General features: G+C 43.2%; 21 protein-coding genes. 11 read left to right on the forward strand and 10 right to left on the reverse strand.

What is annotated here, in order from left to right:
• Positions 1-179 precede the first annotated feature (179 nt).
• A complete protein-coding gene (locus tag INT03_RS10580; RefSeq protein WP_193008915.1) occupies positions 180-890 on the forward strand; it encodes a putative quorum-sensing-regulated virulence factor in 711 nt (236 codons plus the stop codon).
• Here INT03_RS10580 and INT03_RS10585 read toward each other — a convergent pair.
• Positions 883-1,788, reverse strand: a complete 906-nt coding sequence (locus INT03_RS10585; RefSeq protein ID WP_193008916.1) for an alpha/beta fold hydrolase — start codon at positions 1,786-1,788, stop codon at positions 883-885. The two genes, INT03_RS10580 and INT03_RS10585, sit on opposite strands and share 8 nt — an antisense overlap.
• Positions 1,789-2,074: 286 nt before the next feature.
• Between INT03_RS10585 and INT03_RS10590 the strand changes: the two genes are divergently transcribed.
• A complete protein-coding gene (locus INT03_RS10590; protein ID WP_193008917.1) occupies positions 2,075-2,752 on the forward strand; it encodes a TIGR00730 family Rossman fold protein in 678 nt (225 codons plus the stop codon).
• 153 nt (positions 2,753-2,905) lie between these two features.
• Here INT03_RS10590 and INT03_RS10595 read toward each other — a convergent pair whose 3' ends face one another.
• Positions 2,906-4,534, reverse strand: a complete 1,629-nt coding sequence (locus INT03_RS10595; RefSeq protein WP_193008918.1) for an FAD-dependent oxidoreductase — start codon at positions 4,532-4,534, stop codon at positions 2,906-2,908.
• A 504-nt stretch (positions 4,535-5,038) separates the two neighbouring features.
• On the opposite strand from INT03_RS10595, the gene INT03_RS10600 reads away from it, so the two are divergent.
• Positions 5,039-5,473, forward strand: a complete 435-nt coding sequence (locus tag INT03_RS10600) for a hypothetical protein (RefSeq protein WP_193008919.1) — start codon at positions 5,039-5,041, stop codon at positions 5,471-5,473.
• Positions 5,474-5,583: 110 nt separating this feature from the next.
• Here INT03_RS10600 and INT03_RS10605 read toward each other — a convergent pair whose 3' ends face one another.
• Positions 5,584-6,672, reverse strand: coding sequence for a peptidoglycan bridge formation glycyltransferase FemA/FemB family protein (locus INT03_RS10605; RefSeq protein ID WP_193008920.1), 1,089 nt, complete (start codon positions 6,670-6,672; stop codon positions 5,584-5,586).
• A gap of 229 nt (positions 6,673-6,901) precedes the next feature.
• A complete protein-coding gene (locus INT03_RS10610) occupies positions 6,902-7,525 on the reverse strand; it encodes a YceI family protein (protein WP_193008921.1) in 624 nt (207 codons plus the stop codon).
• Between the two features lie 466 nt (positions 7,526-7,991).
• Here INT03_RS10610 and INT03_RS10615 point away from each other — a divergent pair, with 466 nt between their 5' ends.
• Positions 7,992-8,273 (forward strand): type B 50S ribosomal protein L31, encoded by a 282-nt coding sequence (locus INT03_RS10615; protein ID WP_011281173.1) that lies wholly within the window; start codon positions 7,992-7,994, stop codon positions 8,271-8,273.
• A gap of 140 nt (positions 8,274-8,413) precedes the next feature.
• On the opposite strand, the gene INT03_RS10620 is transcribed toward INT03_RS10615, so the two are convergent.
• The 4 genes from INT03_RS10620 to INT03_RS10635 form a co-directional block, all read right to left on the reverse strand.
• The gene (locus INT03_RS10620; RefSeq protein WP_193008922.1) at positions 8,414-9,262 is read right to left on the reverse strand and encodes an SGNH/GDSL hydrolase family protein; all 849 of its coding nucleotides are present in this window, start codon (positions 9,260-9,262) and stop codon (positions 8,414-8,416) included.
• Positions 9,263-9,266: 4 nt separating this feature from the next.
• Entirely contained in the window at positions 9,267-10,664 is a 1,398-nt protein-coding gene (locus tag INT03_RS10625) for a nicotinate phosphoribosyltransferase (protein ID WP_193008923.1), read from the reverse strand.
• A 133-nt stretch (positions 10,665-10,797) separates the two neighbouring features.
• A complete protein-coding gene (locus INT03_RS10630; RefSeq protein ID WP_193008924.1) occupies positions 10,798-11,847 on the reverse strand; it encodes a bifunctional nicotinamide-nucleotide adenylyltransferase/Nudix hydroxylase in 1,050 nt (349 codons plus the stop codon).
• A gap of 177 nt (positions 11,848-12,024) precedes the next feature.
• Positions 12,025-12,984, reverse strand: a complete 960-nt coding sequence (locus INT03_RS10635; RefSeq protein ID WP_193008925.1) for an alpha/beta fold hydrolase — start codon at positions 12,982-12,984, stop codon at positions 12,025-12,027.
• An 859-nt stretch (positions 12,985-13,843) separates the two neighbouring features.
• Here INT03_RS10635 and nfuA point away from each other — a divergent pair.
• Positions 13,844-14,527 (forward strand): Fe-S biogenesis protein NfuA, encoded by a 684-nt coding sequence (gene nfuA / locus INT03_RS10640; RefSeq protein ID WP_045455268.1) that lies wholly within the window; start codon positions 13,844-13,846, stop codon positions 14,525-14,527.
• A gap of 206 nt (positions 14,528-14,733) precedes the next feature.
• Positions 14,734-16,056, forward strand: a complete 1,323-nt coding sequence (locus INT03_RS10645) for an O-acetylhomoserine aminocarboxypropyltransferase/cysteine synthase family protein (protein ID WP_193008926.1) — start codon at positions 14,734-14,736, stop codon at positions 16,054-16,056.
• A 139-nt stretch (positions 16,057-16,195) separates the two neighbouring features.
• Here INT03_RS10645 and INT03_RS10650 read toward each other — a convergent pair whose 3' ends face one another.
• Together INT03_RS10650 and rsmI are read right to left on the reverse strand one after the other, a co-directional pair.
• Positions 16,196-17,215, reverse strand: a complete 1,020-nt coding sequence (locus tag INT03_RS10650) for an adenosine kinase (RefSeq protein WP_193008927.1) — start codon at positions 17,213-17,215, stop codon at positions 16,196-16,198.
• A gap of 54 nt (positions 17,216-17,269) precedes the next feature.
• Positions 17,270-18,238, reverse strand: coding sequence for a 16S rRNA (cytidine(1402)-2'-O)-methyltransferase (gene rsmI / locus INT03_RS10655; RefSeq protein WP_193008928.1), 969 nt, complete (start codon positions 18,236-18,238; stop codon positions 17,270-17,272).
• Positions 18,239-18,373: 135 nt separating this feature from the next.
• Here rsmI and INT03_RS10660 point away from each other — a divergent pair, with 135 nt between their 5' ends.
• The 5 genes from INT03_RS10660 (at position 18,374) to murA (ending at position 22,948) form a co-directional block, all read left to right on the forward strand.
• Entirely contained in the window at positions 18,374-18,859 is a 486-nt protein-coding gene (locus INT03_RS10660) for a YraN family protein (protein WP_193008929.1), read from the forward strand.
• A gap of 216 nt (positions 18,860-19,075) precedes the next feature.
• On the forward strand, positions 19,076-19,915 hold the full coding sequence (locus INT03_RS10665; RefSeq protein WP_193008930.1) for a BON domain-containing protein: 840 nt from the start codon (positions 19,076-19,078) through the stop codon (positions 19,913-19,915).
• A gap of 277 nt (positions 19,916-20,192) precedes the next feature.
• Complete coding sequence (locus INT03_RS10670) at positions 20,193-21,200, forward strand: alpha/beta hydrolase (RefSeq protein ID WP_226951681.1); 1,008 nt, start codon at positions 20,193-20,195, stop codon at positions 21,198-21,200.
• 122 nt (positions 21,201-21,322) lie between these two features.
• Positions 21,323-21,574, forward strand: coding sequence for a BolA family protein (locus INT03_RS10675; protein ID WP_275949301.1), 252 nt, complete (start codon positions 21,323-21,325; stop codon positions 21,572-21,574).
• A gap of 105 nt (positions 21,575-21,679) precedes the next feature.
• Positions 21,680-22,948 (forward strand): UDP-N-acetylglucosamine 1-carboxyvinyltransferase, encoded by a 1,269-nt coding sequence (gene murA / locus INT03_RS10680; RefSeq protein ID WP_193008931.1) that lies wholly within the window; start codon positions 21,680-21,682, stop codon positions 22,946-22,948.
• The last annotated feature ends 138 nt before the right edge of the window (positions 22,949-23,086 follow it).

Genomic DNA, 23,086 nt, shown 5'->3' on the forward strand with positions numbered 1-23,086 from the left:
TCGTACTTGGGCGCAACTTTAATTATTGGGATTGGTATTATCTATTCTTTGTATATCATTGTTATCTCTATTTTTTATCCCCATAAATATAACGTTTCTTTTAAAGTTTACGTATTTTTAAAACGTTACATAAAATACCAATGTTGCTATCTATTGTTGTTATCCATGGCTGAATCTTTATGACTGACACCGCGCTGATTATCGATACCGAAACCGATCAAGGTCGTGATCCGCGTCCGATTCAAGTGGCGACTATTAATGCGATGACGGGTTTTGAGTGGATGAAGTATTTTAATAGTGGTCGTTCGATATCACCAGTTGTCATTAGAGTTCATGGTATCACCGATGAGGATGTCGCTGGTCTTGAGCGCTTTGATTTAGAGGCGTTTGAGTTGCCGCATTATTTGATTGGTCATAATGTGCGCTTTGATTGGCGGGTTATTGGCAGTCCGTCTACTAAGTTGATATGTACGGTGCGGCTGGCGCGTGTGGCTTTTCCAGAGTGGAGTGCTTATGGTCAGTCCAAATGTATCGAGCAATTATTAGGCAAAGAGGAAGCAAGCAGGATGACGATTGCCGCCCATGATGCGCTGGGTGATGCGCGTATGTGTTATCTGCTTTATCAGGCGTGTTGTGAGCGCCTAGCCATCGCACCGACGGATTTTGCTGCTGTCCATGCTATCGCTAATAAAGCCAATCCAGTGAGCAAAATGCCCTTTGGCAAACATAAAGGCACGCTGATTAAAGACGTGCCCATCAGCTACGTAAAATGGATGCTGGGTAATATCCATAATATGCAGCCGTCGCTTTATTCTGCCTTAACCAAGTGTGTCAAAGTAGAACAGGTAGTAAACATGAAAGAATCAATAGACGAATCCGTAGTTAAATAGGCTCTGAAGTGTATTGATTCTTTAGCCAATCAACCGCCATTTGCCAAAGCTGCGGTGCTTTAGCGTTGGTTCTGCTACTAAAATAGCGCATATGACCGATGCTGTTTAGACCAAAGTCTTTGGGATCTAAAAAGTGCTTTTCGACTGGCATTTTAGTAAAAACACGAATCATATCATCCATATTTTTGCTATTGGCAATGTCATCATCACTAAACCCCAGCCATAATGATGGCATAGTAATGTCATCATAAAAGTGCGTTTGTATACTTTTGCCAAAGGCTGTTTTGATATAGCCTGCGCCATTACACCATTCGCGCCACTGCCGAGACACGCCCCGTGGTAGCGGTTCGCCCATACCAATTTTATCTGACGGCGTGTACCCTAGCGTCAAGTTGGCGAGTGGAATGAAGGCATCCATAAACCCTATCGCTTTGAGTTTATAAGGCATGCTCATATTTTTAATACGACCTGATGAGCAGGCGACATTGAACACTGAAGCGAGCGCACTATAATTTGGCATCAAACCTATCAGCTGACCGCCTGCACTATGACCAATTAAATGATAAGTGGCGGCGGAAAATTCATCTTGCAACGCATCAAGGACGGCTGGCATATCATGGCGACCCCAGCTAATCAGCGATGCATTGCATTTAGCCAATGCAGACGACAGCGATTCACCGATGCCTTCATTGTCAAAGGTTAGTACACCAAAGCCATTTTCTGCTAAGTGAGTGGCAAAATTGTGATAAAACTGGCGCTTGATACCCGTTGCTGGCGCGATCATAACCGCTTTTTTCACCTCATTTTTAGGGCGATAGACAGTCGCTGCCAATGCCTGATTGCGCTCAGTCATGATACTCAGTGAATAAATATCCGTCTGATACTGTTTATTTTCCATGCTTTAACCTTCATATTGTTAGGGTTGTATGCGGTGTGGAGTGGCTATTTATTTGCAATTATTTATCAATAATCTGCTCTTAAAATGTAGTCATTACGTAGTGATAAACCGCTTAAATTAGCTGATAACCACCTGATAGCATCGCTTATGTTAAGATAAATGCTGGCAAGCAAGGTGTTCAATTGTGACTTTCAAGTTCTATGCTATTTATCTTGGGTGGTATTATCCATCAGGGTTTTAACGAGTATTTAACAAAAACAATCGATATAAAAATTAAGGAAGCTATATGCAAATGAAAATTAACAATGACACTTATGAAGTCATTACCAGTCAAGACATTACCAATATTGAAAAAGCAGTGGATAAATCAACGTTAATGATGCCGTTGGTAGCGGTTTATTGTGGTTCGCGTTTGGGTAATAATGAAGTCTACGAGCAGGCAGCCCGCGAGTTGGGTAGTGCGCTTGCTGACAATGGCATGGGTTTGGTCTACGGCGGCGCGAGCATCGGGCTGATGGGTGCCGTTGCAGATGAGGTGATTCAAGGCGGTGCGCAAGCGGTCGGTGTGATTCCAACCTTTATGCTCAAACATGAGATTGCTCATGAGCAGCTGACTCGCCTGCATTTGACAGATACCATGCACACTCGCAAAACCGTGATGGCGGAGTATGCAGATGCCTTTATTACCTTGCCGGGCGGGCTTGGTACTTTAGAGGAAATTATGGAAATCGCTACGTGGCGTCAGCTCTATCAACATGAAAAACCGATGATTATTTTGAATATCAATGGTTTCTACGATCGTATGATCGAGCACTTAAAATATACGGCTGACCAAGGTTTTATGAAGCAAGAAGATCTGGAGCGTTTGGTGGTATGTAACACGATTAATGAAGCCATTGAGCTATTAAGAACAGTCGTAAAAATAGACGATGCAGTCGATACCGAAAAAATGGCTGGTAATTAAGAGTACGTATTCTTATTTATAAATGCTTTTATTTATAAATGTTTTTATCTGTAAATGCTTTTATATATAAATGTTTCATCTATAAAAAAGGAGAGAAGGGCTGATCGTTAGCTATTCTCTCCTTTTTTTGTTCAATTTTTAATAGAACGCTTTTTATATCTCAGTAGCACCTGCATCATTAGCCGTGTTGAAACCCTCTAAAGTTGTCCCGCCAATACCGTGATTCACATCAGCCATTGCGAATGGAAAGCCTCGTTGCTCAGCCAGTGTACGCGCGACTTCATCAATCGCCATGCTATCGTGTTTTGTTAAATACGCCCAATTATGAGCATAACGATTGCGGTTGGCTGGCGTGTCATGATCGATTAAGCCAAGTTCAGTCAATTCATCAACGATTTGATCGGCAGCAATCAAAGTTGATGATGCTTTGACGTTTTCCGCACGAGCATAGCGAATATTAGAGTACAAGCTTACATCAGCCACTCGCAGCGTATCGTCTTCACCGGGAATTTGCTGCCCACCATATAGCGCGTTACCGACCGTACGTGCGCTATGGAAGGTCGGTACAAACTCCGCTACATAATCAATCGCTTGCTGACTACGCGCTTGTAACGGTGCTTTATCCCAGCCATCTTCGATGTAGTGCATATACTGCGGCGGCAGCTTAGGTTGGGCGCTGTCTTTGCTAGAGGCGACCAAGCCATCATCGAATAGCGTGATAAATTTGCTCATGCCATGTATTTGAAAATAACCACCAGGGTAAGGTGTGAGTTGTGCCATGCCTTCTGGTGTGCCGCGACTGCCATAAACGATAATCTCTGGTATCTGTCCGCCGGTATTATCCCAGTGGGTAATATAAGACGATTTAAACTCGACCATACGCGTGACTTTGACCCCGACCATATCGTCGATGACGCCCGTACGAAAACCGCAAGCATTGATTAAATAATCCACTTCGATAGATTCAGTTGTATTTTCAGTTGTATTTTTGGTCTCAGATTCAGTTGTAAGCTTAGTTTCAGAGCTGGCAGCTTGTTGATAATCAATACGCCATTTAGTGACATGATGGTCAGCGTTTGAGCAATTTTCACAATCAACAGGCATGACTTGCTTAACCTGCGTATCGGTAAAGACGTGTGCATGCTCATAATCTGCTAATGCCAATTGCGCAGAGGCCGCCAAGCGAAAAATATTCCAGCCATACTCTTGCACGACAATCAGTGGAAACTTGACTTTATTTAAGTCCAAATACTTAGCTACTGGTATCATCCATTCATCAACCGACCACGGCACAGTGACTTGTTCACGTTTAGACAGCGCAATGAGTTGCTCATGACTATAAAGCTGATAATAGTTTTCAGGTTCGCCCAACACTTTGTTATTAGCATCTTCGGCGATAAGCTTACGATACGCATCAGTCAAGATATTAAGACGTGGTAGCAAATCTTCTGGCAAGCCTTCATCGCGAGTTGGTACGGCAAATACTGTTGGGCGAACATCGATGGTATAAGGATAAAGGCGCAATATATCGATACATTGTTTGAGGAGAGCCACACAATCTTCATCAGGAATTTCGCGGTATAGATTGCCGCCAGCATGCAAGTGACACATCGGTGGACCATCAATCAGCGATTTGTTTTTTTCAAATACATAAGTTTCAAGCCCTAATGCCGCAAGGCGAATAGCAATGGTTGCTCCTGCCGTACCACCACCAAGAATACCGACGCGTTTGGCAGAGTGCGCTTGGTTTTTCACTGGGTTTTTAATGAAAGAGTGAGTCATTGTCGTTGTTATATCCTTAATAGCAGTTACAGCAGGTCATGCTCGGTGTATTTGTTAAATGTTTTATTCTAAAATCTTATTTTAAAAAATTTGTCCTAATGGATGTTGTTCTAAGCCGTTTATAACTATTGATATGCGTGCAAAGGACGTCAAGTTCAATATGCATATGAAGCCGCAAGGGTCATATTTGTCATTGTGTAGTAATTCTTAATGTGTATAGAGTATTCTACGAAAAATGACAACCAATATGACGGCAAATACGTAAGTAGATACGTGAGTTTTGTCAATGAATGGCTATGCCAGTTTAACCAATTTGCAAATACATAAGCTTTTGTAAATTTATATAGGGATAGAAACGACTGCGCTGTTGCATATGCTATATTAAAACTGCTTGAAGTCAGCGATAAGTTTTTTTGCTGCTTAAATAGTCTGACGATGAGAAAAATCCAAATAGAAATTTATGATGACAATCATAATCACAATCAAAATGACAAGGAAGTTATTATGAAACGTATGCTTATATTATCGGCTCTCACCGGTGTTTTAACGCTTACTGGTTGTACTACGTTAAACAATGTATTCGGCAATGATGATTCTGGCATGCATGATGTACAAGCCACCAATAAAAATACCGCGCCAGTCGCGAGTAAAAACGGCATGTTAGTCGATGCAAGCAATCACATGACCTTATATACCTTTGATAAAGATGGGATGAACAAATCAGAGTGTGGTAGTGCCTGTCTAATTGCTTGGCCCGCATTTATGGCACCGAGTAATGCCAAAGCGTCAGGGCAGTTTGCAGCATTTCAACGCGAAGATGGCAAGTATCAATGGGCGGTAAATGGTAAACCGTTATATTTCTATGCCAATGATACAAAGGTGGGCGATAAAGATGGCGACAATAAACTGGGCGTTTGGCATATCATCAAAACTAAGTAAAGTAAGCCCATTATCTACCGAAATGAAAGACAATTAGCATCAAAAAAGCAGCCATCGTAATGGCTGCTTTTTTATTGGCTTGAATGATTAGAATCGTAAAATAACGCAGATCAAATATCTGCCAAAGCTTCAGCTTGTTCAGTCTCCAAGATAGTTTCTTTAGTAGGCTCTTTTCTATATAAAGGGAAAAAGTCGGAGCGTAAATCATTTTCGGTGAACCAGCTATCAGCGACTAATGCTGTGTATTTTTCTGGATTAACGATGAGTCTATAGGTTTTGAATAATAACTCTTGTGAGCTAAACCCTTTTTTATACTCGTATAAAGAATCTAGATTAGAGCCTACACCGCCGCCAAGATGCAGTAATTTATAATGATTGGTTCGGCCCCAATCACGAGCCACATGGGTAATGAGTTTGGAAGGTTGTAGATGGGTATAGGCGTTGAGCGTGCCTCCGAGATGAAATTGCATAATGCCCGATTCTTTACAGATTGTGTAGATAGAGGAACCAATGGCTTTATTATCCTGATAGGCAGTTATCAGTAGTATTCTGTCTTGCAAATTTTCGAGCAAATTAAAAAAGTAATCATCATCAAAGAAGTAGTACTGATCTGCCTTCACCTGCGCCATCGTTTCTTTGTAAATATTGGAAAACATCACTGCATTGTCTCTGGTTAAACGCTCAATTTTTGTCACGACATCCATTTTTAAGGCTTTTTTAATGCCTCTACGATGACGATTTTGAGTCTCACTCCAGTGCTCCTCTTCAGATTTACCCAAGTCAGACATCAATGTCAATCCATGAGTGAGTGCTTTGCCGACCGTTGGTAGCCACTCTTTATTGATGATTGGATGCAGTCGCATGAATAAAGACACACAGCCTTTTGCTAAGAGAAAGCCCCTTACTTCTGCCAATATTATGTCTAATTCGGCATCAGTGAGAGACTTATCCATGACAGGACCGCCGTAACCATAAGTAGAAGTCGCATCCCAATGCTCTGAGTCGAGTTCTCTTATAATGAGAGGTAAAAAGATTTTTTTATTGTTATAAGTGGCAATCACTCCTTGAGGAGTGCCTTTATCGACAATAGCTGACGCAGCAATCCAACCAGATAAGTGATAAATATCAAAGTGATAATCAGCGATGTTTTTATCCCAGTCTTTATTTATCTCGGCAAAGTCTACCTGTACTGTATCCATCTTTCTGCTCCCTCAGTGTTATGTTTTATATTCGTAAATCCGTATATATGAATATAACAATAAAAACTGAGGTTAACAAGCAAATGGGAAGTATTTATGCGATTTATTGAATATATATAAATGTCGAGTTAGTTGATTCATTATTGTCAAAAAAGCAGCCATCATAATGGCTGCTTTTTTTTAGAGTATGTAGAGGAAGTAGCGATTTGTGCTTGGCTAAAAATTAGAATTATTTAGATTTTTTGTTGGTTTGCGCTTTTTTCTCTATCAACTCACCATCGATTTGGATCGGGACATTGGTGGTAATGCCATCTGCGAAAGCTGTCATACCATAGGCTGCGCGATCAATATTACCCGTTGCACGGAAGCCAATAACTGGCTCTTTGGTAAGAGGGCTGTTGGCGATTTTATTCAAAGTCACATCCAAAGTTAATGGTTTGGTTTGACCCAGCATAGTAAAGTCACCTGTGACCTTGGCTTGTTGCGGGTTTATAAATTTTACGCTGGTTGATTTAAAGGTCATGGTTGGATATTTGGCGACGTTAAAAAATTCAGCCTTTTTTAAATGCTCATCACGTGCATCCCAATTGGTGTCAATGCTATCGGTTGCAATGGTGAAGCTCATATTGGTTTTACTGGGTGCTTTAACATCGTAATTAACGACCCCTTTGACGTCGTTAAAATGACCCATGGTGGTCGAAAACCCTAAATGATTGACAGAAAATCCCACACGGGTGTGCGAGTCGTCTAATTGCCATTGATTAGGCAATGCCGCACCTGCAACAGTGGTGAGTGCCAGTGCTGAGCTGATAAGCAGGGCTTTTGCGCTATTCTTCATAACAGTATTTATCATTATATTGTCCTTACTGAGTGTTTATAAATAGTGGGTGCTTGATTAATGAGGCGAAATAAGACGGTATCCATCATCATTAACAAATGATGAATATCAAAAATAAATTATTAAATAAATCTAAACTTAAAATGTATATTGGTTATTTTAATTAATTTAATATTATACTAACATACCGTATCCCTCTCAACAAAATAGAGATTTTGGTGACAACTTATCACATATATCACTCACAACTGCTGCTTGCGTCTAGCGATAAAAACCGTTAAAATCGCGGTTTGATTTTCCCGCTGGGGAAAGGCTAAGTGAGCAGAGGAATGGTGTTGGGTGCTGGAATAAGCCAGTGACGCAGCTGCCATACTTATCAATGTCCTTAGTGCCTCAGTTACGTATGTCATGACTTGTTTGACACATCGTCTAAGATGGTGTTCAAGAGTGCTATACATACATCGGACATAGAGAGTTTATTATGCGTAAAGATATCCATCCTAATTACCAAGAAGTTTTGTTCCATGACACTAACGCTGACGTGTTTTTCTTAACTCGTTCAACCGTTAAAACCAAAACCACTCGTGAATACGAAGGGTCAGAATATCCATACTACCCACTTGATATCTCAAGTGCGTCGCATCCATTCTATACTGGCGAACAACGCAAAACTTCTACTGAAGGTCGTGTTGCTAGCTTCAACAAACGCTTTGGTGCATTTGGTGGCCGTAAGAAAGCTGCTGATACTGACGCTGCAGAATAATTCACACCTATTGCGTGATATTATTTTGAGCATGTGTTTTCTCAAACATGCACAGTTATAGTATTAAGAACATAAAAAAACCGCTGACTATTCAGCGGTTTTTTTTGTTTAAGTTTTTAGAAGTAACGCCTCAATGGTTCTTAATCAGTCAACTCAGCATCGGAAGGGGAAGGGTTCAGTAACTGTATAATCAACTCTGACAGTTGCTGCGCCCAATAGCCATACATGAGGCTGCTAGGATGAAAACCGTCACTGGCAAACATCACTTTGATATCGATTGGAGTACCGTTCGAATGCTCTGCTATCATTCGTGGAAAGTCAGTGGCCATGTAGGTGACACTATCATGAGCGGCGCAAACTTGCTGCAATGTCTTATCAAGGATAGAGGCTTTAGCACCCACAAAGTTACTTAGCGGGGCAGGTATCGCAGGCATCTGTGCCATCGGCGGCAGGCTTAAAAAAATCAACTCTCGCACACCAAATTTACGCTGAGCGATAGCAATGATATTTTCAATTTGCTGTTGCCATTTATCCACCGATACTTTAGAGGTGGTGTCGTTGACGCCGACACTCAGCACCATCACATCAACAGGCTGGCTAGGCGCGAGTAGAACATAAAGCCTACGCAAGATATCAAAGCTGGTATGCCCCGTTGTCGCTTGCAATGACCAGTTCAGTATATCAAACTGATTTTGGATAGCAAACTGCTGCGTCAAAACAGGAATTAAGTTACCGACAAGCGCTTCTTGCTGCGTCTCACTACCGACGCCAGCCGCCGCCGAATCGCCAACGACCATTAGATTTAATGTCCGCTTGTGCGCTTCCTTTAGCGATTCAATCGTGTCATTTAATTGAACTTGCCCGTGCCTTTCACCATTTGGCTCAGGTAGACGTACCGTATCACGCTTAATTTTGCGCCCTTGATAAAGATAAATAGGAGCAAGCAGTACATCTCTTGCCACCGAGGCGATTTTATTGCTATTTATCATATTGCTACCATCCTGCACGCTCCCGAATAGTGGTGAGATTGTCTTCAATTAATAATTTACCATCGACATAAATATCACGCAGTAGGTTATCTGCGTCTGCAGATAGGTCTTCAGCCTTGATGGTTTTTAGCTGTCCATTGCTGTTTTTGACCAGCGCCAAACGTCCCTTCTTTGAGCGTTTAGAGCGGCTGGTAATGGGGTCTTTATAGATGTCTGTCCATGTGCCATCGATAGAGATAGCGCTGGCTTTCATCGCCCAGCTCATGGTGTCGCGGTTGACTTGTTGTAATAGACCACCGCCCATACCAAATGTTACATTATCTGCGCTAAAGCCTGCTTTCATGATCACTTCAATGATCTTAGTTAAGCTTTGTGGGCTGATGCCATCCCCTTGGATGACACGTACATAATCAGGCAGCACTTTATAGCCTTTACTATTAATCGTCGTTCCAAATTTTACTGCCAAGCGCTCTAAGGCTTCGCGAACCACTTTGGCAGGCTCACCACTATCGGGTCGGATAACCAAAGTCCCGCCCATATTTTTCACATCATCTTTTAAGCTGCCGCCCCAGATATTATCGATGGCGTTCCATAAGTCATAGCTGTCAGAGACCACTGAGAAGCTTTTACCAGCGCCGCCAAACTGCGCAATCATATTGGCAAAAGCAGCGGTTTCGCCGTCACGACCCCACGCGGTCATGGTGCTATGCTCAGCGGCAGGAATAGAAAACGCTGGCATGTCCTTATCCATGTGATACCAGCGGCTGGCAGCCACCAACGCTGTCATCGAATCGGTTCCAGCAAAGTTCACCAAATGCGCTAGGCTGCCGAGCGCGACAGACTCTTGACTAGATGCTCCGCGCGAGCCGAAATCATGTAAAAGAAAAGTGAGTGATTCGGTATTGTCCGCTGATTTTTCTAACGCTTGACGAATGATGCCTTTGCAGTAATGCGAGACACTAGCGACGGTTGATGGATACCAAATGGCACGAAGCAAAGCAGTCTCGATATAGCTTGGCAGCCAATAAAACTCTGGATCGGTATTGATAACTTGGCAGACCACATTGGATACTGGTACGATGCTGCCTTCAGGTATGGCTTCGATGCGCAGTGGCATGTAGCCGCCATGTTTATCAACCAAACGCTCCCAGCCAGCACGGTTAAAGGTTAAACCATGTGCTTGAATGACCATTTCGGCTTCATCAATGTCTTGATGAGTGATTGGCGTGCTTAGATATTCTTTAATAAAGGCCTGCAAGCCAAAGAACACCACATCGTAGTCGCCTTTACGCGCCTCAATATAGCTGGACAGATACTCACTACCTTTTGGGTATTGCACCCAATGTGAGGTTTTGTAGCTGTCGCTATTTAGAATTAAATTGTTTAAATTGCTGGTATACATCACAGAACTCCTCTGCTTTGAGATGCCGTAGCTGCGTTAATGAAAGAACAGTTACGGCGGTTAGCCCTTGCTGTCTATCAGCTTGGGCGTGGAAAATTGTTAATTAAAAATCGGATAATCGTCTGATAAAATTCTATAAACCAACCATTTTAGTAATAATTGCATAATGGTCTTCAAACATCATGGTGGCGTCAAGCTCAGCGAGTGGTAGCCAAAAAGCCGTGGCTGCATCGTCGCCGCCTTTTACTTTTGGCAAGCCTTTTGGGTCATTTTTAAGTTGAAAATAAAAGGCTTGGGTAATCGTACGACCACGTGCTGAGCGATATGGGTCATCAAAGGTATGCTGACTATGACAAGAGCCGCGCAATACTGGTTCAGGGACTTTTAGGCGAGTCTCCTCACGTAGCTCACGGATACAGGCATCGAATAAGGTCTCTTTTGGATTTAAAAATCCGCCTGGTAATGCCCAAAGTCCACGCCCTGGCATGCTGCGGCGCTCAACCAATAGAATATGTCCTGACTGGACAATTAGGGCATCTGCTGTCATAAAGGTTGGTGGATAAGGCGCTGATTCCCACTGTCTTTTATATTTATCAATAAAGTCCGCTTCTTCGTGCAGATTTTGATATTCGTCTGTTTTTTTGAAGTCATTCAAAACCTTGCGCGTCGACTCAGGCGTGCGTTCAGGAGTCGGGGTCGCGCCCATTAGATAGCTATCGCGAATTGGGGTGGCGGATAGATTGTGATAGCTCGGTACTGAGACGGACGCCCAGTTGGGGAATAGCGATAAATAATATGAGGAGCTGTCTTTGGAATGACCAATCAAGCCGATATCAGTTTGCAAATCACCAGTGATAGACTTCACGCCTGCTTGCACGTACTGTAGCCAGCGTGTGTCGTTGTAGAGTGCATCATCTAGAGCAACGCAGTGAATACGTGCTGCTTCTGCTGCTGAATATGCGCCTTTAATCATGGCAGCACGCTCAGCGACGCTGAATGGATTGCGTAAACTACGCGGTAAGTTAGCAGAGCCGATCAACATAATGACATTATCAGCACGCTTTAATGCTTCGTCGATGACCGCTTTATGTCCACGATGGAAGGGCTGGAAACGCCCGATAAAAACCAAATAACGATAGTGTTTATTATCTTTAGCTGAACTTTGCTCTGATGATTCGCTCATATACGCCACTTTCCTACTACGGATATTTCATTGGTTAAAATTTATTGAGTAAAAAGTAATGACGCCAATACTGACACAGCCTATCACTCGCTGACAAGTATAAAGATGTTTAGAGGTGTGCGGTTTCTGATTATAGTCCGTACCATGCTGTAGTTAGGCTACAACCGCACCGCTATTTTAACGGGCATGCTGCTCAATCCACGCGGTAACTGTTGGCCAAATTTCGTGGGCGGCGTTACGACTGATCATAATGCGGCTGTGCGTATAATCGTCCAGATCTCCATGGCTGAGCGAGTATTCTCGAAAAATATTGGCAGGGTTTTTAAAGGGTTCAAAAAACAGCTGACAACCACGAGTAGGGGAGATGAAATTGTCGCCTTTTGCGCTGATAGCATAGATAGGTATCGTGATTTTTGGCATCTGTTGCCGGTAGTCTAAAGGTGCCTCATCAGCGCCGCATGTATCCATGCTGGCTGTATTAAATGTACGTTGCTTAAGAAAACTGCTGTTAAAGTTTTTTTGTAGATTCCAGTCGTACCACTGGTTCATCATATGATAGCTTTCATTAAAAGGCCCTAGTTTGATTTTTTTAGCAGGGATATAGCCAACCAGCCGCGTGAATAATTTTGCTACAAGAATTTTAGTATGATTTATCGGATTTATTGCAGCGCCATAAGCTTGGCAGGCAAACATGCTGGCGCTATTAATCTTATCGATATAGCAGGGATGCTGGATCAAAAACATCGTTAAGCCAACCCCGCCGCCGCTATGGGTGACGCAATGTAGATTATCGAGTTTTAAATCCTCAAAAAGATAGCGAAAAGTCGCTTCATAGTCATAGGTTGCAACCGTTTCGAAATTGAATTTTTCTTTGGGTATTGAGCTTGCGCCATGACCGCGCCATTCCATGATGTAGCAATGATGACCGAGGCGGGCTAGATACTCAGCGATTTTCAAACAGGTTTGTTTGTCCGAAAACGTGCCGTGCGTCAAAAATATGTTTTGCGATTTTATGGCAAAGGTATTGGTGGTAGAGGTATCGTTCTTTGTTTCGTCTTTTGTATTATCCACAATCTTCCAAACGGCTACTTGTTCGTCGTCTTTGGTCGTTACTAGATTCAGTGTTTGTGTCATCATAAGATTGATTCAACTAAAATATGAAGTTTCTGCTAGCTTAAATGTAATGTTTAACAATGAAAATTATAGTAATAAATATAAAGATGCTAAAAAATTGCGTTATAAAATAACGTTTGAACATCCTCTTTTCTTCGATATCTAAGCGATCTCTATAGTCAATATAAAAGAATATCAACTGGAGTAATGGATTACGAAAAAATACCAACGCTACATGAATTTTGATATAACGAGACATAATTTCTTTTACAGCTTTGGTATAGTCAACACCCTCCGGTACTAAAAGCGCGACGACTATAATAAGGGCAACAAGAATGCCTAATATAATGATCAATAAGTAAACCTATAAGAAGATATTTAGGACAATACACTTTACCTTGTAAATAGATCTAAAACTAGCGCTAGAAAATAGCAAGCATGATAAGTGCTTTGGTTGTATGGTTTCACACAGTGTTAGACATGCCATAGTATTCGGAAGAAAGTAGGTGGTTAGTTAGTGTTCTAGGTGCTTGATAATCACGGTAGCTGTCTTTATATAGTAGGGGATATATCAATCATTAGATAAGCGCTATTTATCGTAACTATTTCGTCATTGTTAATAAAGCATTAATAAAACCGATAGCAGTCATTTGTGAGCATTTTGGTTTAATTCACAGTAGCGCAGTCGGAATTGTCGTCTGAGTACGTTATAATAGCTGTTATAAATTGAGCAAAATGTTATAACAACGGCAGTCCGTATTTTAAGACAACAGACCGTAATGATTGATAACCCGCATAACTTATACCCGCTACCTAATTTTAAATTCACGACACAGTAGCCATGACAGATATAGCGTTTGTGTCATAACGCATAGGACATATTATGAGTGAGCACAACCAAGCTGAGAGCCAATTAGACCAGTCAGCAGACTATGAATCAGCGCTAGATACTGAGCAAACTGTAGCAAAAAGCAATATTACTATTACTGAGTCAGCCCAAAGCTACTTAGCAGATTTGTTATCCAAGCAGGATACCGATGGTATCGGCGTGCGTATTTTCGTTGAGCATCCAGGTACGCCGCGTGCAGAGTGCTGTATGGCTTATAACCAACCGGGTGAAGAGGATAGCGCTGACCTGCGTTTTACGTATGACAGTTTTTCTGCCTTTATCGAAGCGGCGTCCGTTCCTTATTTAGAGGATGCGGTGATTGATTATAATAAAGACCGTTTTGGTGGTCAGCTGACCTTCCGTGCACCAAATTCTAAAGTGCCTAAAGTGGGTGCGGATGCCAGTGTCGAAGAGCGTATCAATTACGTATTGCAGTCAGAGATTAATCCCGGCTTAGCGGCGCATGGTGGCGACGTACAGTTGTTAGAGCTGATTGATGAAGAAGGCGTTGGTCTGACTGCGGTATTGAAGTTTGGTGGTGGTTGCCAAGGCTGTTCAGCCGTTGACATGACCTTACGTCAAGGCGTTGAAGTGCAACTTAAGCAGCAAATACCAGAGTTGACCCAAGTCATTGATGAGACCGATCATACCCGTACCGAAAACGCTTACTATAAATAGAAATCTCAGTAAAAGCCAAAGCGTTAAATAATATCTGAAGAGTTATTTTAATTAAAAAGCCAAGTTTTGATGAACTTGGCTTTTTTTATTGCTATGATTTGGGAGATTGTTTTTTAGCTGAATTTTCAGTGGTAGATTGTTAATTAATAATTTGTTGATTAGTCATTTATTGATTAATAACTTTTATCGGAATAAAGGAATATATGATGAGTGACGAACAAGCAGCCCAGCAAACAGCCCAAAAATCAGCGACGCCTCAACGTCTTGAAACCTTGGCTATTCATGCTGGTTATAGCGTTGAGCCAACGACCAAAGCGGTCGCAGTGCCTATTTATCACACCAGCTCGTACGCCTTTGATAACACTCAGCATGGTGCTGATTTGTTTGATCTAAAAGTTGCAGGCAATATTTATACCCGTATTATGAACCCGACCAATGCCGTGTTGGAGGAACGCGTCGCGGCGCTCGAAGGCGGTATCGGTGCCCTTGCAGTAGCATCTGGCATGGCAGCCATTACTTATGCGATTCAAACCATCTGTGAAGCGGGCGATAATATCGTTGCTGTGTCGACCTTGTATGGTGGTACTTATAATTTATTTGCCCATGCATTGCCGCGTCAAGGTATCGAAGTCCGCTTCTTTGACCACAAAAACCCTGAGGCGATTCGTGATTTGATTGATGACAAAACCAAAATGGTCTTTGCAGAAAGTATCGGTAATCCGTTGGGCAATATCGTTGATATTCAAGTGCTGAGTGATATCGCACATGAATATGGTGTGCCAGTGGTGATTGATAGTACGGTTGCCACGCCTGCGTTATGTCGTCCTTTTGAGTTTGGTGCGGATATCGTGATTCATTCATTGACCAAATATATGAGTGGTACGGGTACGTCGATTGGTGGGGCGATTGTCGATAGTGGTAAATTCGCATGGGGTGATTATCCTGAGCGTTTTCCCTTATTGAACACGCCAGATCATAGTTATCATGGTGTGAACTTTGTCAAAGATGTCGGTGCAGCAGCATTTATCGCTCGTGCTCGCGTGGCGCCACTACGTAATACGGGCGCGGCACTTAGCCCGCTCAATGCTTTTGGTATTTTGCAGGGTATGGAGACATTGAGTCTACGTATGGAGCGTCATGTCCAAAACGCCCAAGCAGTGGCGGAATATCTACGTGATCATGATAAAGTTGCTTGGGTGAAATATGCGGGTTTACCAGATCATCCTGAGCATGAGCTTGCCAAAAAATACATGAAAGGCACGCCTTCTGCTATTTTGACCTTTGGTGTTAAAGGTGGTTTGGAAGCTGGCGCTCGCTTTATCGATGCGCTGCAGCTGATTACTCGTTTGGTGAATATCGGTGATGCCAAATCATTAGCCTGTCATCCAGCGACGACCACGCATCGCCAGCTCAATGAGCAAGAGCTCGAAAATGCAGGGGTAAGCACTGATATGGTACGTCTATCAATTGGTATCGAGCACATCGAAGATATCAAAGCGGATCTTGCGCAAGCATTAGCCTCGGCTTAGTATTAAACGCTTTTTATTGAACTGAGCCATGTGAGCTGAGCAATGTGAACTGAATAATTTGTCTCATAATTAATAACAAAAAAGCCCATATCAATTGATATGGGCTTTTTTATTATCGGCAATGACAGATTTTTATAAGTTAAGCAGATAGTACACGCTTTGCAATATCTCTATAATCTTGTGAGGCCAATCGTGGTCCAAACTGTTGAATCACCTGCGCCGCCACTTCGCTGGCAAGACGACCACATTCAGGCAAGCTATAGTGCTGCGACAACGCGTATAAAAATGCGCCTGCGTAATTATCACCGGCACCGTTGGTATCAATGACATTAGTAACGATTGGTGTAGCAACTTCATAAATCTCAATTTCTGATTTATCATTAGCTTTATGGGCGATCGTTGCACCATTGGCACCATCAGTAACCACTGCCGTCTGGCAATACTCAAGCAGTGCGCGTGCGGCTGCCTTGACTTGTTTTTTGTCCGTAAAGAGTTTGGCTTCCTCACTATTACAGAATATCACTGCCACTTTATTGCCCAGCATATTGAGTAAACCGTCTTTGGCAAACTTTACCACGGCAGGATCAGCAAAACTTACGGCAATTTTTGCAGAATGAATCCCTGCTTGATGACGCAACTGAGTCATGGCAGGCTGAATACTCTCAGTCATGGCCAAGTAGCCTTCTATATATAGCCAGTCAGCTTGTGTCAGTGCATCAAAATCGACATTCTCTGCGGTGATTTCGCTTGAAGTGCCGAGATAAGTTTGCATGGTGCGCTCGCCATCTTCGGTGACTGCGACCACACATGAACCCGTTACCCCGCCTGCATGGATAGATTTCTCTGAAGTTGCAACGCCTGCTTCATGTAAGTCTTTGAGGTAAAACTCGCCTTGTTGATCGTCACCGACGCGGCAGGCATAAAATGGCTTGCCGCCTAAACTGGCAAAGGTATACATCGTATTAGCCGCTGAGCCACCACCAGCCTGCTTTGATGGTGCAATTTCTGCCAGCTTAAAATACGCCAATAATTGCTGTTGCTCGTCGATACCTGCCAGCGTCATATTGCCTTTGGTCAAATCAGTCTCTTCTAGCGCCGCATCTGACAATACATATTCATGGTCAACCAATGCGTTGCCTATCGCCATTACATTGTACATTGCTCACTTCTCCTCAATGGTTTTATAACTGTCTTTAATATTAATATCCAAAAATTATTCAGCTTGTAGCTCAAGTAAGCGCTGATATAGCGCATTCTTTTTTACGCCAGTGATATCAGCACCCAATGCAGCGGCTTTTTTAACCGATAAGTCCTCAAGCAAGCGCTGCAATAATTTATCATGAATACTGATGTCATCCGCATCCTGCGCCACATTCACGCCAGCGACGACCACGACTATCTCACCGCGCTGTTGATTGTCATCAGCTTTGACAAATTCTACCAAATCCCCAAGGGTGCTTTTATGGACAGTCTCAAAAGTCTTAGTCAATTCACGGCAAAATGTGACTTCGCGCTCAGCGCCAAATACCGCCGCCATGTCTTCTAAACTGGCGATAATACGATGCGGTGCTTCATAAAATATCAGCGTTTCGGTACGTGAGTTTAATGCTGCTAATTGCTTTTGGCGACCGTGGGTTTTGGCAGGTAAAAACCCAATAAAGCTAAAGCGGTCTGAGGGCAGTCCTGCGACTGACAGTGCAGCAATGGCAGCGGAGGCACCAATGATAGGAGAGACTCTAACGCCTGCGGCATGAGCGGCCTGTACCAGTTGATAACCTGGATCACTGATGAGTGGCGTACCAGCATCACTAATCAAAGCAACCGAATGACCTTGCTCGATCATCTCGATAATTTTGGGTGTTTGAATGGCACTATTGTGCTCATGGTATGCCCAAAGCTTGTTATGACCTTTTTGCTTGGTCGCGGTATCAGCGTCTGTCACGTTATTATCGGTATTATTTTTAGTGTTAGGAGCTTCTGACTCTTTTTCGTCGTCGGCTTTACTGCCTTTGGTATCAATGCCAAAATGCGACAATAGCTTACCTGAGGTACGGGTGTCTTCACAGGCAATGATGGCGACTTGCTTTAAAACATCAATGGCATGCGGCGTCATATCGCTCATATTGCCAATCGGCGTGGCAACGATATATAGACAAGCTGGCATCGCGGTAGGGCTAGACATGAAAACCTCGGAGTATTAAAAGCGGGAATTAAAATATAATGTGGCGCGCTGACTGACAAAACTGGTCAAAAATAGGGCTTAAGCAAAGCATAAAACACCATGCCAGCATCTGCACGCGAAAGTGGCTAGTTTAGCATGATGTGCTATGATAATTCTGAAATGTTAACCAGACCCATCGACCTTATGTCCAGTCATAAACCTTTGAACCTCACTTCACCAAAGCAGCGCCAAGGCAGTCTGTTCGAGCAGCAGGCGTGTGAGTTTTTACAATCGCAAGGATTGGTTTTGATTGCCCAAAATTGGCAGCAGCCCAAAGTGGGTGAGCTGGATTTGATTATGCTGGAGACAGGTTCAGCATGGTCGACACTGATATTCATTGAAGTGCGTCAACGGCAGCGTTCAGGTTTTGGTGGTGCTGCACTGAGCGTGACGGCAAGCAAACAACGTAAAGTGATTAAAACGGCGCAATATTTTTTGCAACAGCATCCTGAGTATGAGGATTATGACTGCCGGTTCGATGTCATCGCTTATGATACGGTAGGTAATCATATTAAGACCAGTGGTCAAAATGTAGCAAATCAACCACAATGGCTCAAAGGTGCTTTTATAGCAGATACGTGATAATAAGATGTAAAAGCTATCCAACTAGAAGGTAGTAAGTACTTATTATCAAATGAGCGTTACCAAAAACCTAACCGCTGATAGTAAAAATTAAGTAAAGTAGCTAAGTTATTATTAACTGAATTAACAGTTGTCAAAACAAATGTTATTAGATTAAAACTGGCTCAATCAATTGACTTTATACGATCGTCACACTCATGTTCTAAGAGGTAAATCATGACACGGATGCATTTGCGCACTGCTATTTTTGGCTCATCACGCCGCACCGCGATAGGCGTCATGCTAATGACCAGCATCGTCACTACGGGCTGTACCACCAATTATTTGACCAACAGTACAGAAGGTACGTATGGTGTGCCGATGACAGAGCGTACCATTCCGCAGCGACTACTGGATCGCAGTATTGAACATACCGTCAAAATCAATGTTTATGGGTTAAAAGAAGACCTGCAACAAACCAGCCGTATGGGTATTGATAGCTTTAATAGTGAAGTGTTATTGACAGGTGAAGTACCCACTGAGGCCATCAAAGTGGAAGTCGAAAAAGTCGTCAGCTCTATGCCAGATGTGCGTCATGTCTATAATGAGCTAAACGTCAGCGCGTCTAAAGGCTATAGCTCGACGGTTCATGATGGCTATATCACCTCAAAGCTGCTGGCAAAAGTAGCCGCGAGTGATGGCGTCAAAGCTTCACAGATAAAAGCCGTGACCAATGATGGCGTGGTTTATATCATGGGACGTATGACACCGACTCAGCAGAGTCACCTAATCGATATCGCCAATAGCACCGTTGGTGTGATTGAGTTGGTGCTGCTGACGACCGTGGTTGATGACAGGGGCGTAAAGATAAGTAAAGACGACATTATGTCTGAAAATAACTTGGTAAATCCTGCTTCAGCACCAGTCGTTGTGGACGGGGTAGCTGCTGCTAGCGTTAATAATTCTGAAGCGCCAGCGTCCGTTGGCACATCGACTCCTATCGTCGTGACCGAAGATGGCACAACCGTTGAGCAACCGTCATCAAGCCCATATATAGACCTGTATCAAGATCCGTAAAAAGTGTTCTAAAATACAGCTGTTATTTATTAATAAAACAAAAAAAACAGTGGCTAAATAGCTTGTAGGGTAAGTCATTTGCCCCGTCAGTTTAAACCGTGTTTAATGACAAGAAACCTAAACACTGTTAACAGGAAAAACACGAGAACTTCTGAGCCAGCCAGTAAGATATAAAAAGCGAAGAATAGACGAGACAGTATTAGTGCTTATTTTATAAAAGGGCTGTCGCAGTGCTGTTAATTTTGATCAATGTATAAATATAATAGGGATACTGGCAATGAAGGATGCAAACAAGCGCTTAGAATATAATAAAAGCCGTCAAAAAATAAATAATGAAAGCATGATTAATAATACTGCTAGCAAAGTAGGCATTCTAAAATTCACAGGCGTCGCTGCCTTAGCACTGGGTAGCGTTGCGCTAGCCACCCAGAATGCGCAAGCTCTATCGCCACTGGCTATCGTCAATGGCATTACTGCTAGTGGCGGCGTCGGCGTCAGCAAAAACATTCTCTATGGTGATGAGACCGATCAAGATTTGGATATTTATTATCCTAAGCCATTAGCACAAGCAATGAAAGCTCAAAGCGCTATCAATGATGGTGCGATCAATGATAGCTATCCGATGGTGGTGTTTGTCCACGGTGGCTCATGGGATAGTGGTAATAAAGAACAGTATGCCTTTGTCGGTCAGAGTTTGGCGCAAGCAGGTTATGTCACCGCCGTGATTAATTATCGTAAAGCGCCTGAGCATGTGTACCCTGATTATGTCAAAGATACGGCGCAAGCGATTGCTTGGAGTATCAATAATGCTCCGAGCTTACATGCTGATCCTAAACGCTTGGCGGTAATTGGACATTCTGCTGGTGCATTTAACGCGGTCGCAGCGGTCGCCAATGAAGATTTTTTAGCGCCTTATGGTATTAAGCCAAAGGATATTACCGCGGTCGTGGGTATTGCTGGTCCTTATAGTTATGACTTCCGTAAATTTGATAGCGCTACCGCTTTTGCTGCTGATGCTACGCCAGACGACGTTATGCCAGACCGTCAAATCAAAGGCGAGCAGCCCCCGTATTTATTGTTGACTGCCGAAAAAGACAAAGTAGTGTACGCGACCAATACGATTAAAATGACCAAAGCGTTGCAAGAGGCTGGCGTCACCGTAGAAAACGGTGAAATAAAAGGTGCCAGTCATGCGACCAGTATTGGTGCGATGGCACCGCCGCTACGTTGGGTCAATGATGTACGCGCGCAAGTACTGACGTACTTGGATAAAATGCTCAAATAATGGACGGCAATCAGAAGTTAGGTGCAGTTGCGTAAGACAGTACTGTAAGATGCTTAAACTCTTGTTATAATGTCGTCACTTTAGATCTATACCCTATCTGACACTTTAAGGCAGAATATTCTATGAGCATGAACGCTGACGATTTGATTGCATTTTTACAGACTCACTTCCCAGACGCTTTTATTCAAGCTGCCAATCAAGGTAACAAGTTTGATGTACGCGTGGTTGATGCCAGTTTTGAAGGTAAGCGTGCCGTGCAACGTCAGCAGGCGATTTATGCATTAGTCAATGAGAAGATCGCCAGTGGCGATATTCATGCGCTCAATATTCAAGCGCTGACGCCTGCTGAATGGGACGTTCAATCCAAAGGCTAGACCGTTATACATATGATTGGGCTTATTAGACTGGCTATTACATTGGCTGGGTGTGATTGGTCTGATTTTTACTATTTTAATACTCATCGTTAGGTTGTCACTTCTATGGATCAATTTTTAATCACTGGTAGTAGTCGTATCGCAGGGGAAGTTACTATCTCAGGCGCCAAAAATGCTGCTTTGCCGTTACTTGCCGCTATGATATTGGCCGAGACGCCAACGACATTGCACAATGTGCCATCGTTACAAGATGTGCGGACCTTGATTGAATTGATCGGTGGTATGGGTATCAAAATCCAAAAGCAGGACGATACTGTCACCTGCGATACCAAGAATATCGATAATTTCTATGCACCGTATGATTTAGTAAAGACCATGCGTGCCTCGATTTTAGTGCTTGGACCATTGCTAGCACGTTTTGGTGAGGCAGAAGTGTCATTGCCTGGCGGCTGTGCCATTGGTTCACGTCCTGTGGACCAACACCTAAAAGCCTTTGAGGCGATGGGTGCTGAAATTAGTGTCGAAAATGGTTACGTAAAAGCACGAGCGCCAAAAGGCGGCAAGCTGATTGGCTGTAATTACTCTTTTGATATGATTACCGTGGGCGGTACTGAAAACGTCATTATGGCAGCCGCACTTGCTAAAGGTACGACCGTCTTAGGTAATTGTGCCCTTGAGCCAGAAGTCGTTGATTTGGCCAATATGTTGGTTGCGATGGGTGCTAAAATCAGCGGTATCGGCACTTCGATCATGACCATCGAAGGCGTTGAGCGCTTACACGGTTGTGAGTATTCAGTGGTGCCAGACCGTATCGAAACAGGCTCATACCTTGCTGGTGCACTCATGACGCGTGGCGATGTGTTGACTAAAAACACCTCTGCGCTATTACTCACACCTGTGTTAGAAAAATTCGAAGACATGGGTGCCATTATTGCCACTGGTGATGGTTGGATTCGTGCGCAGATGAAAGGTCGCCCTAAGGCGGTTGATATCCGTACTCAGCCACATCCAGGTTTCCCAACCGATATGCAAGCGCAGGTCATGGCTATTGCGTGTCTGGCGGATGGTACAAGTACCTTTATCGAAAACATTTTTGAAAACCGCTACATGCATGTCCCTGAGCTTAATCGTCTAGGCGCTTCTATCCAAGTAGATGGTCATACGGCCGTAGTAAAAGGCGTCGAAAACTTCACTGCTGCCCCTGTAATGGCGACTGATTTACGTGCGTCTATGTCATTGGTGATGGCAGCGGCAACTGCTGAAGGTGAAAGTTTAATCGATCGCATTTATCATATCGATCGTGGTTATGAGCATGTCGAAGAAAAGCTGCGTGCGCTTGGGGTCAATATCGAACGTATCAATACTAATGACTAATATCGATTTACTTATCAAATCCATGACCTCAATGATTGATACGATTGGCGTTGATATGAATAGCTTAGTAGTCTAGCACTATTAGTAACTTACCACTAAAAGCCCCCTTCAGCGGGGGTGTTAACTGCATATGGACAC

The sequence above is a fragment of the Psychrobacter sp. PG1 genome (genome assembly GCF_014897815.1).
In the GTDB taxonomy this organism is placed as follows: Bacteria; Pseudomonadota; Gammaproteobacteria; order Pseudomonadales; family Moraxellaceae; genus Psychrobacter.

Coding starts and splice junctions, on each gene's coding strand:
- INT03_RS10580 (WP_193008915.1), top strand. CDS start 180: ATGACTGACACCGCGCTGATTATCGATACCGAAACCGATCAAGGTCGT.
- INT03_RS10585 (WP_193008916.1), bottom strand. CDS start 1,788: ATGGAAAATAAACAGTATCAGACGGATATTTATTCACTGAGTATCATG.
- INT03_RS10590 (WP_193008917.1), top strand. CDS start 2,075: ATGCAAATGAAAATTAACAATGACACTTATGAAGTCATTACCAGTCAA.
- INT03_RS10595 (WP_193008918.1), bottom strand. CDS start 4,534: ATGACTCACTCTTTCATTAAAAACCCAGTGAAAAACCAAGCGCACTCT.
- INT03_RS10600 (WP_193008919.1), top strand. CDS start 5,039: ATGAAACGTATGCTTATATTATCGGCTCTCACCGGTGTTTTAACGCTT.
- INT03_RS10605 (WP_193008920.1), bottom strand. CDS start 6,672: ATGGATACAGTACAGGTAGACTTTGCCGAGATAAATAAAGACTGGGAT.
- INT03_RS10610 (WP_193008921.1), bottom strand. CDS start 7,525: ATGATAAATACTGTTATGAAGAATAGCGCAAAAGCCCTGCTTATCAGC.
- INT03_RS10615 (WP_011281173.1), top strand. CDS start 7,992: ATGCGTAAAGATATCCATCCTAATTACCAAGAAGTTTTGTTCCATGAC.
- INT03_RS10620 (WP_193008922.1), bottom strand. CDS start 9,262: ATGATAAATAGCAATAAAATCGCCTCGGTGGCAAGAGATGTACTGCTT.
- INT03_RS10625 (WP_193008923.1), bottom strand. CDS start 10,664: ATGTATACCAGCAATTTAAACAATTTAATTCTAAATAGCGACAGCTAC.
- INT03_RS10630 (WP_193008924.1), bottom strand. CDS start 11,847: ATGAGCGAATCATCAGAGCAAAGTTCAGCTAAAGATAATAAACACTAT.
- INT03_RS10635 (WP_193008925.1), bottom strand. CDS start 12,984: ATGATGACACAAACACTGAATCTAGTAACGACCAAAGACGACGAACAA.
- nfuA (WP_045455268.1), top strand. CDS start 13,844: ATGAGTGAGCACAACCAAGCTGAGAGCCAATTAGACCAGTCAGCAGAC.
- INT03_RS10645 (WP_193008926.1), top strand. CDS start 14,734: ATGAGTGACGAACAAGCAGCCCAGCAAACAGCCCAAAAATCAGCGACG.
- INT03_RS10650 (WP_193008927.1), bottom strand. CDS start 17,215: ATGTACAATGTAATGGCGATAGGCAACGCATTGGTTGACCATGAATAT.
- rsmI (WP_193008928.1), bottom strand. CDS start 18,238: ATGTCTAGCCCTACCGCGATGCCAGCTTGTCTATATATCGTTGCCACG.
- INT03_RS10660 (WP_193008929.1), top strand. CDS start 18,374: ATGATGTGCTATGATAATTCTGAAATGTTAACCAGACCCATCGACCTT.
- INT03_RS10665 (WP_193008930.1), top strand. CDS start 19,076: ATGACACGGATGCATTTGCGCACTGCTATTTTTGGCTCATCACGCCGC.
- INT03_RS10670 (WP_226951681.1), top strand. CDS start 20,193: ATGAAGGATGCAAACAAGCGCTTAGAATATAATAAAAGCCGTCAAAAA.
- INT03_RS10675 (WP_275949301.1), top strand. CDS start 21,323: ATGAGCATGAACGCTGACGATTTGATTGCATTTTTACAGACTCACTTC.
- murA (WP_193008931.1), top strand. CDS start 21,680: ATGGATCAATTTTTAATCACTGGTAGTAGTCGTATCGCAGGGGAAGTT.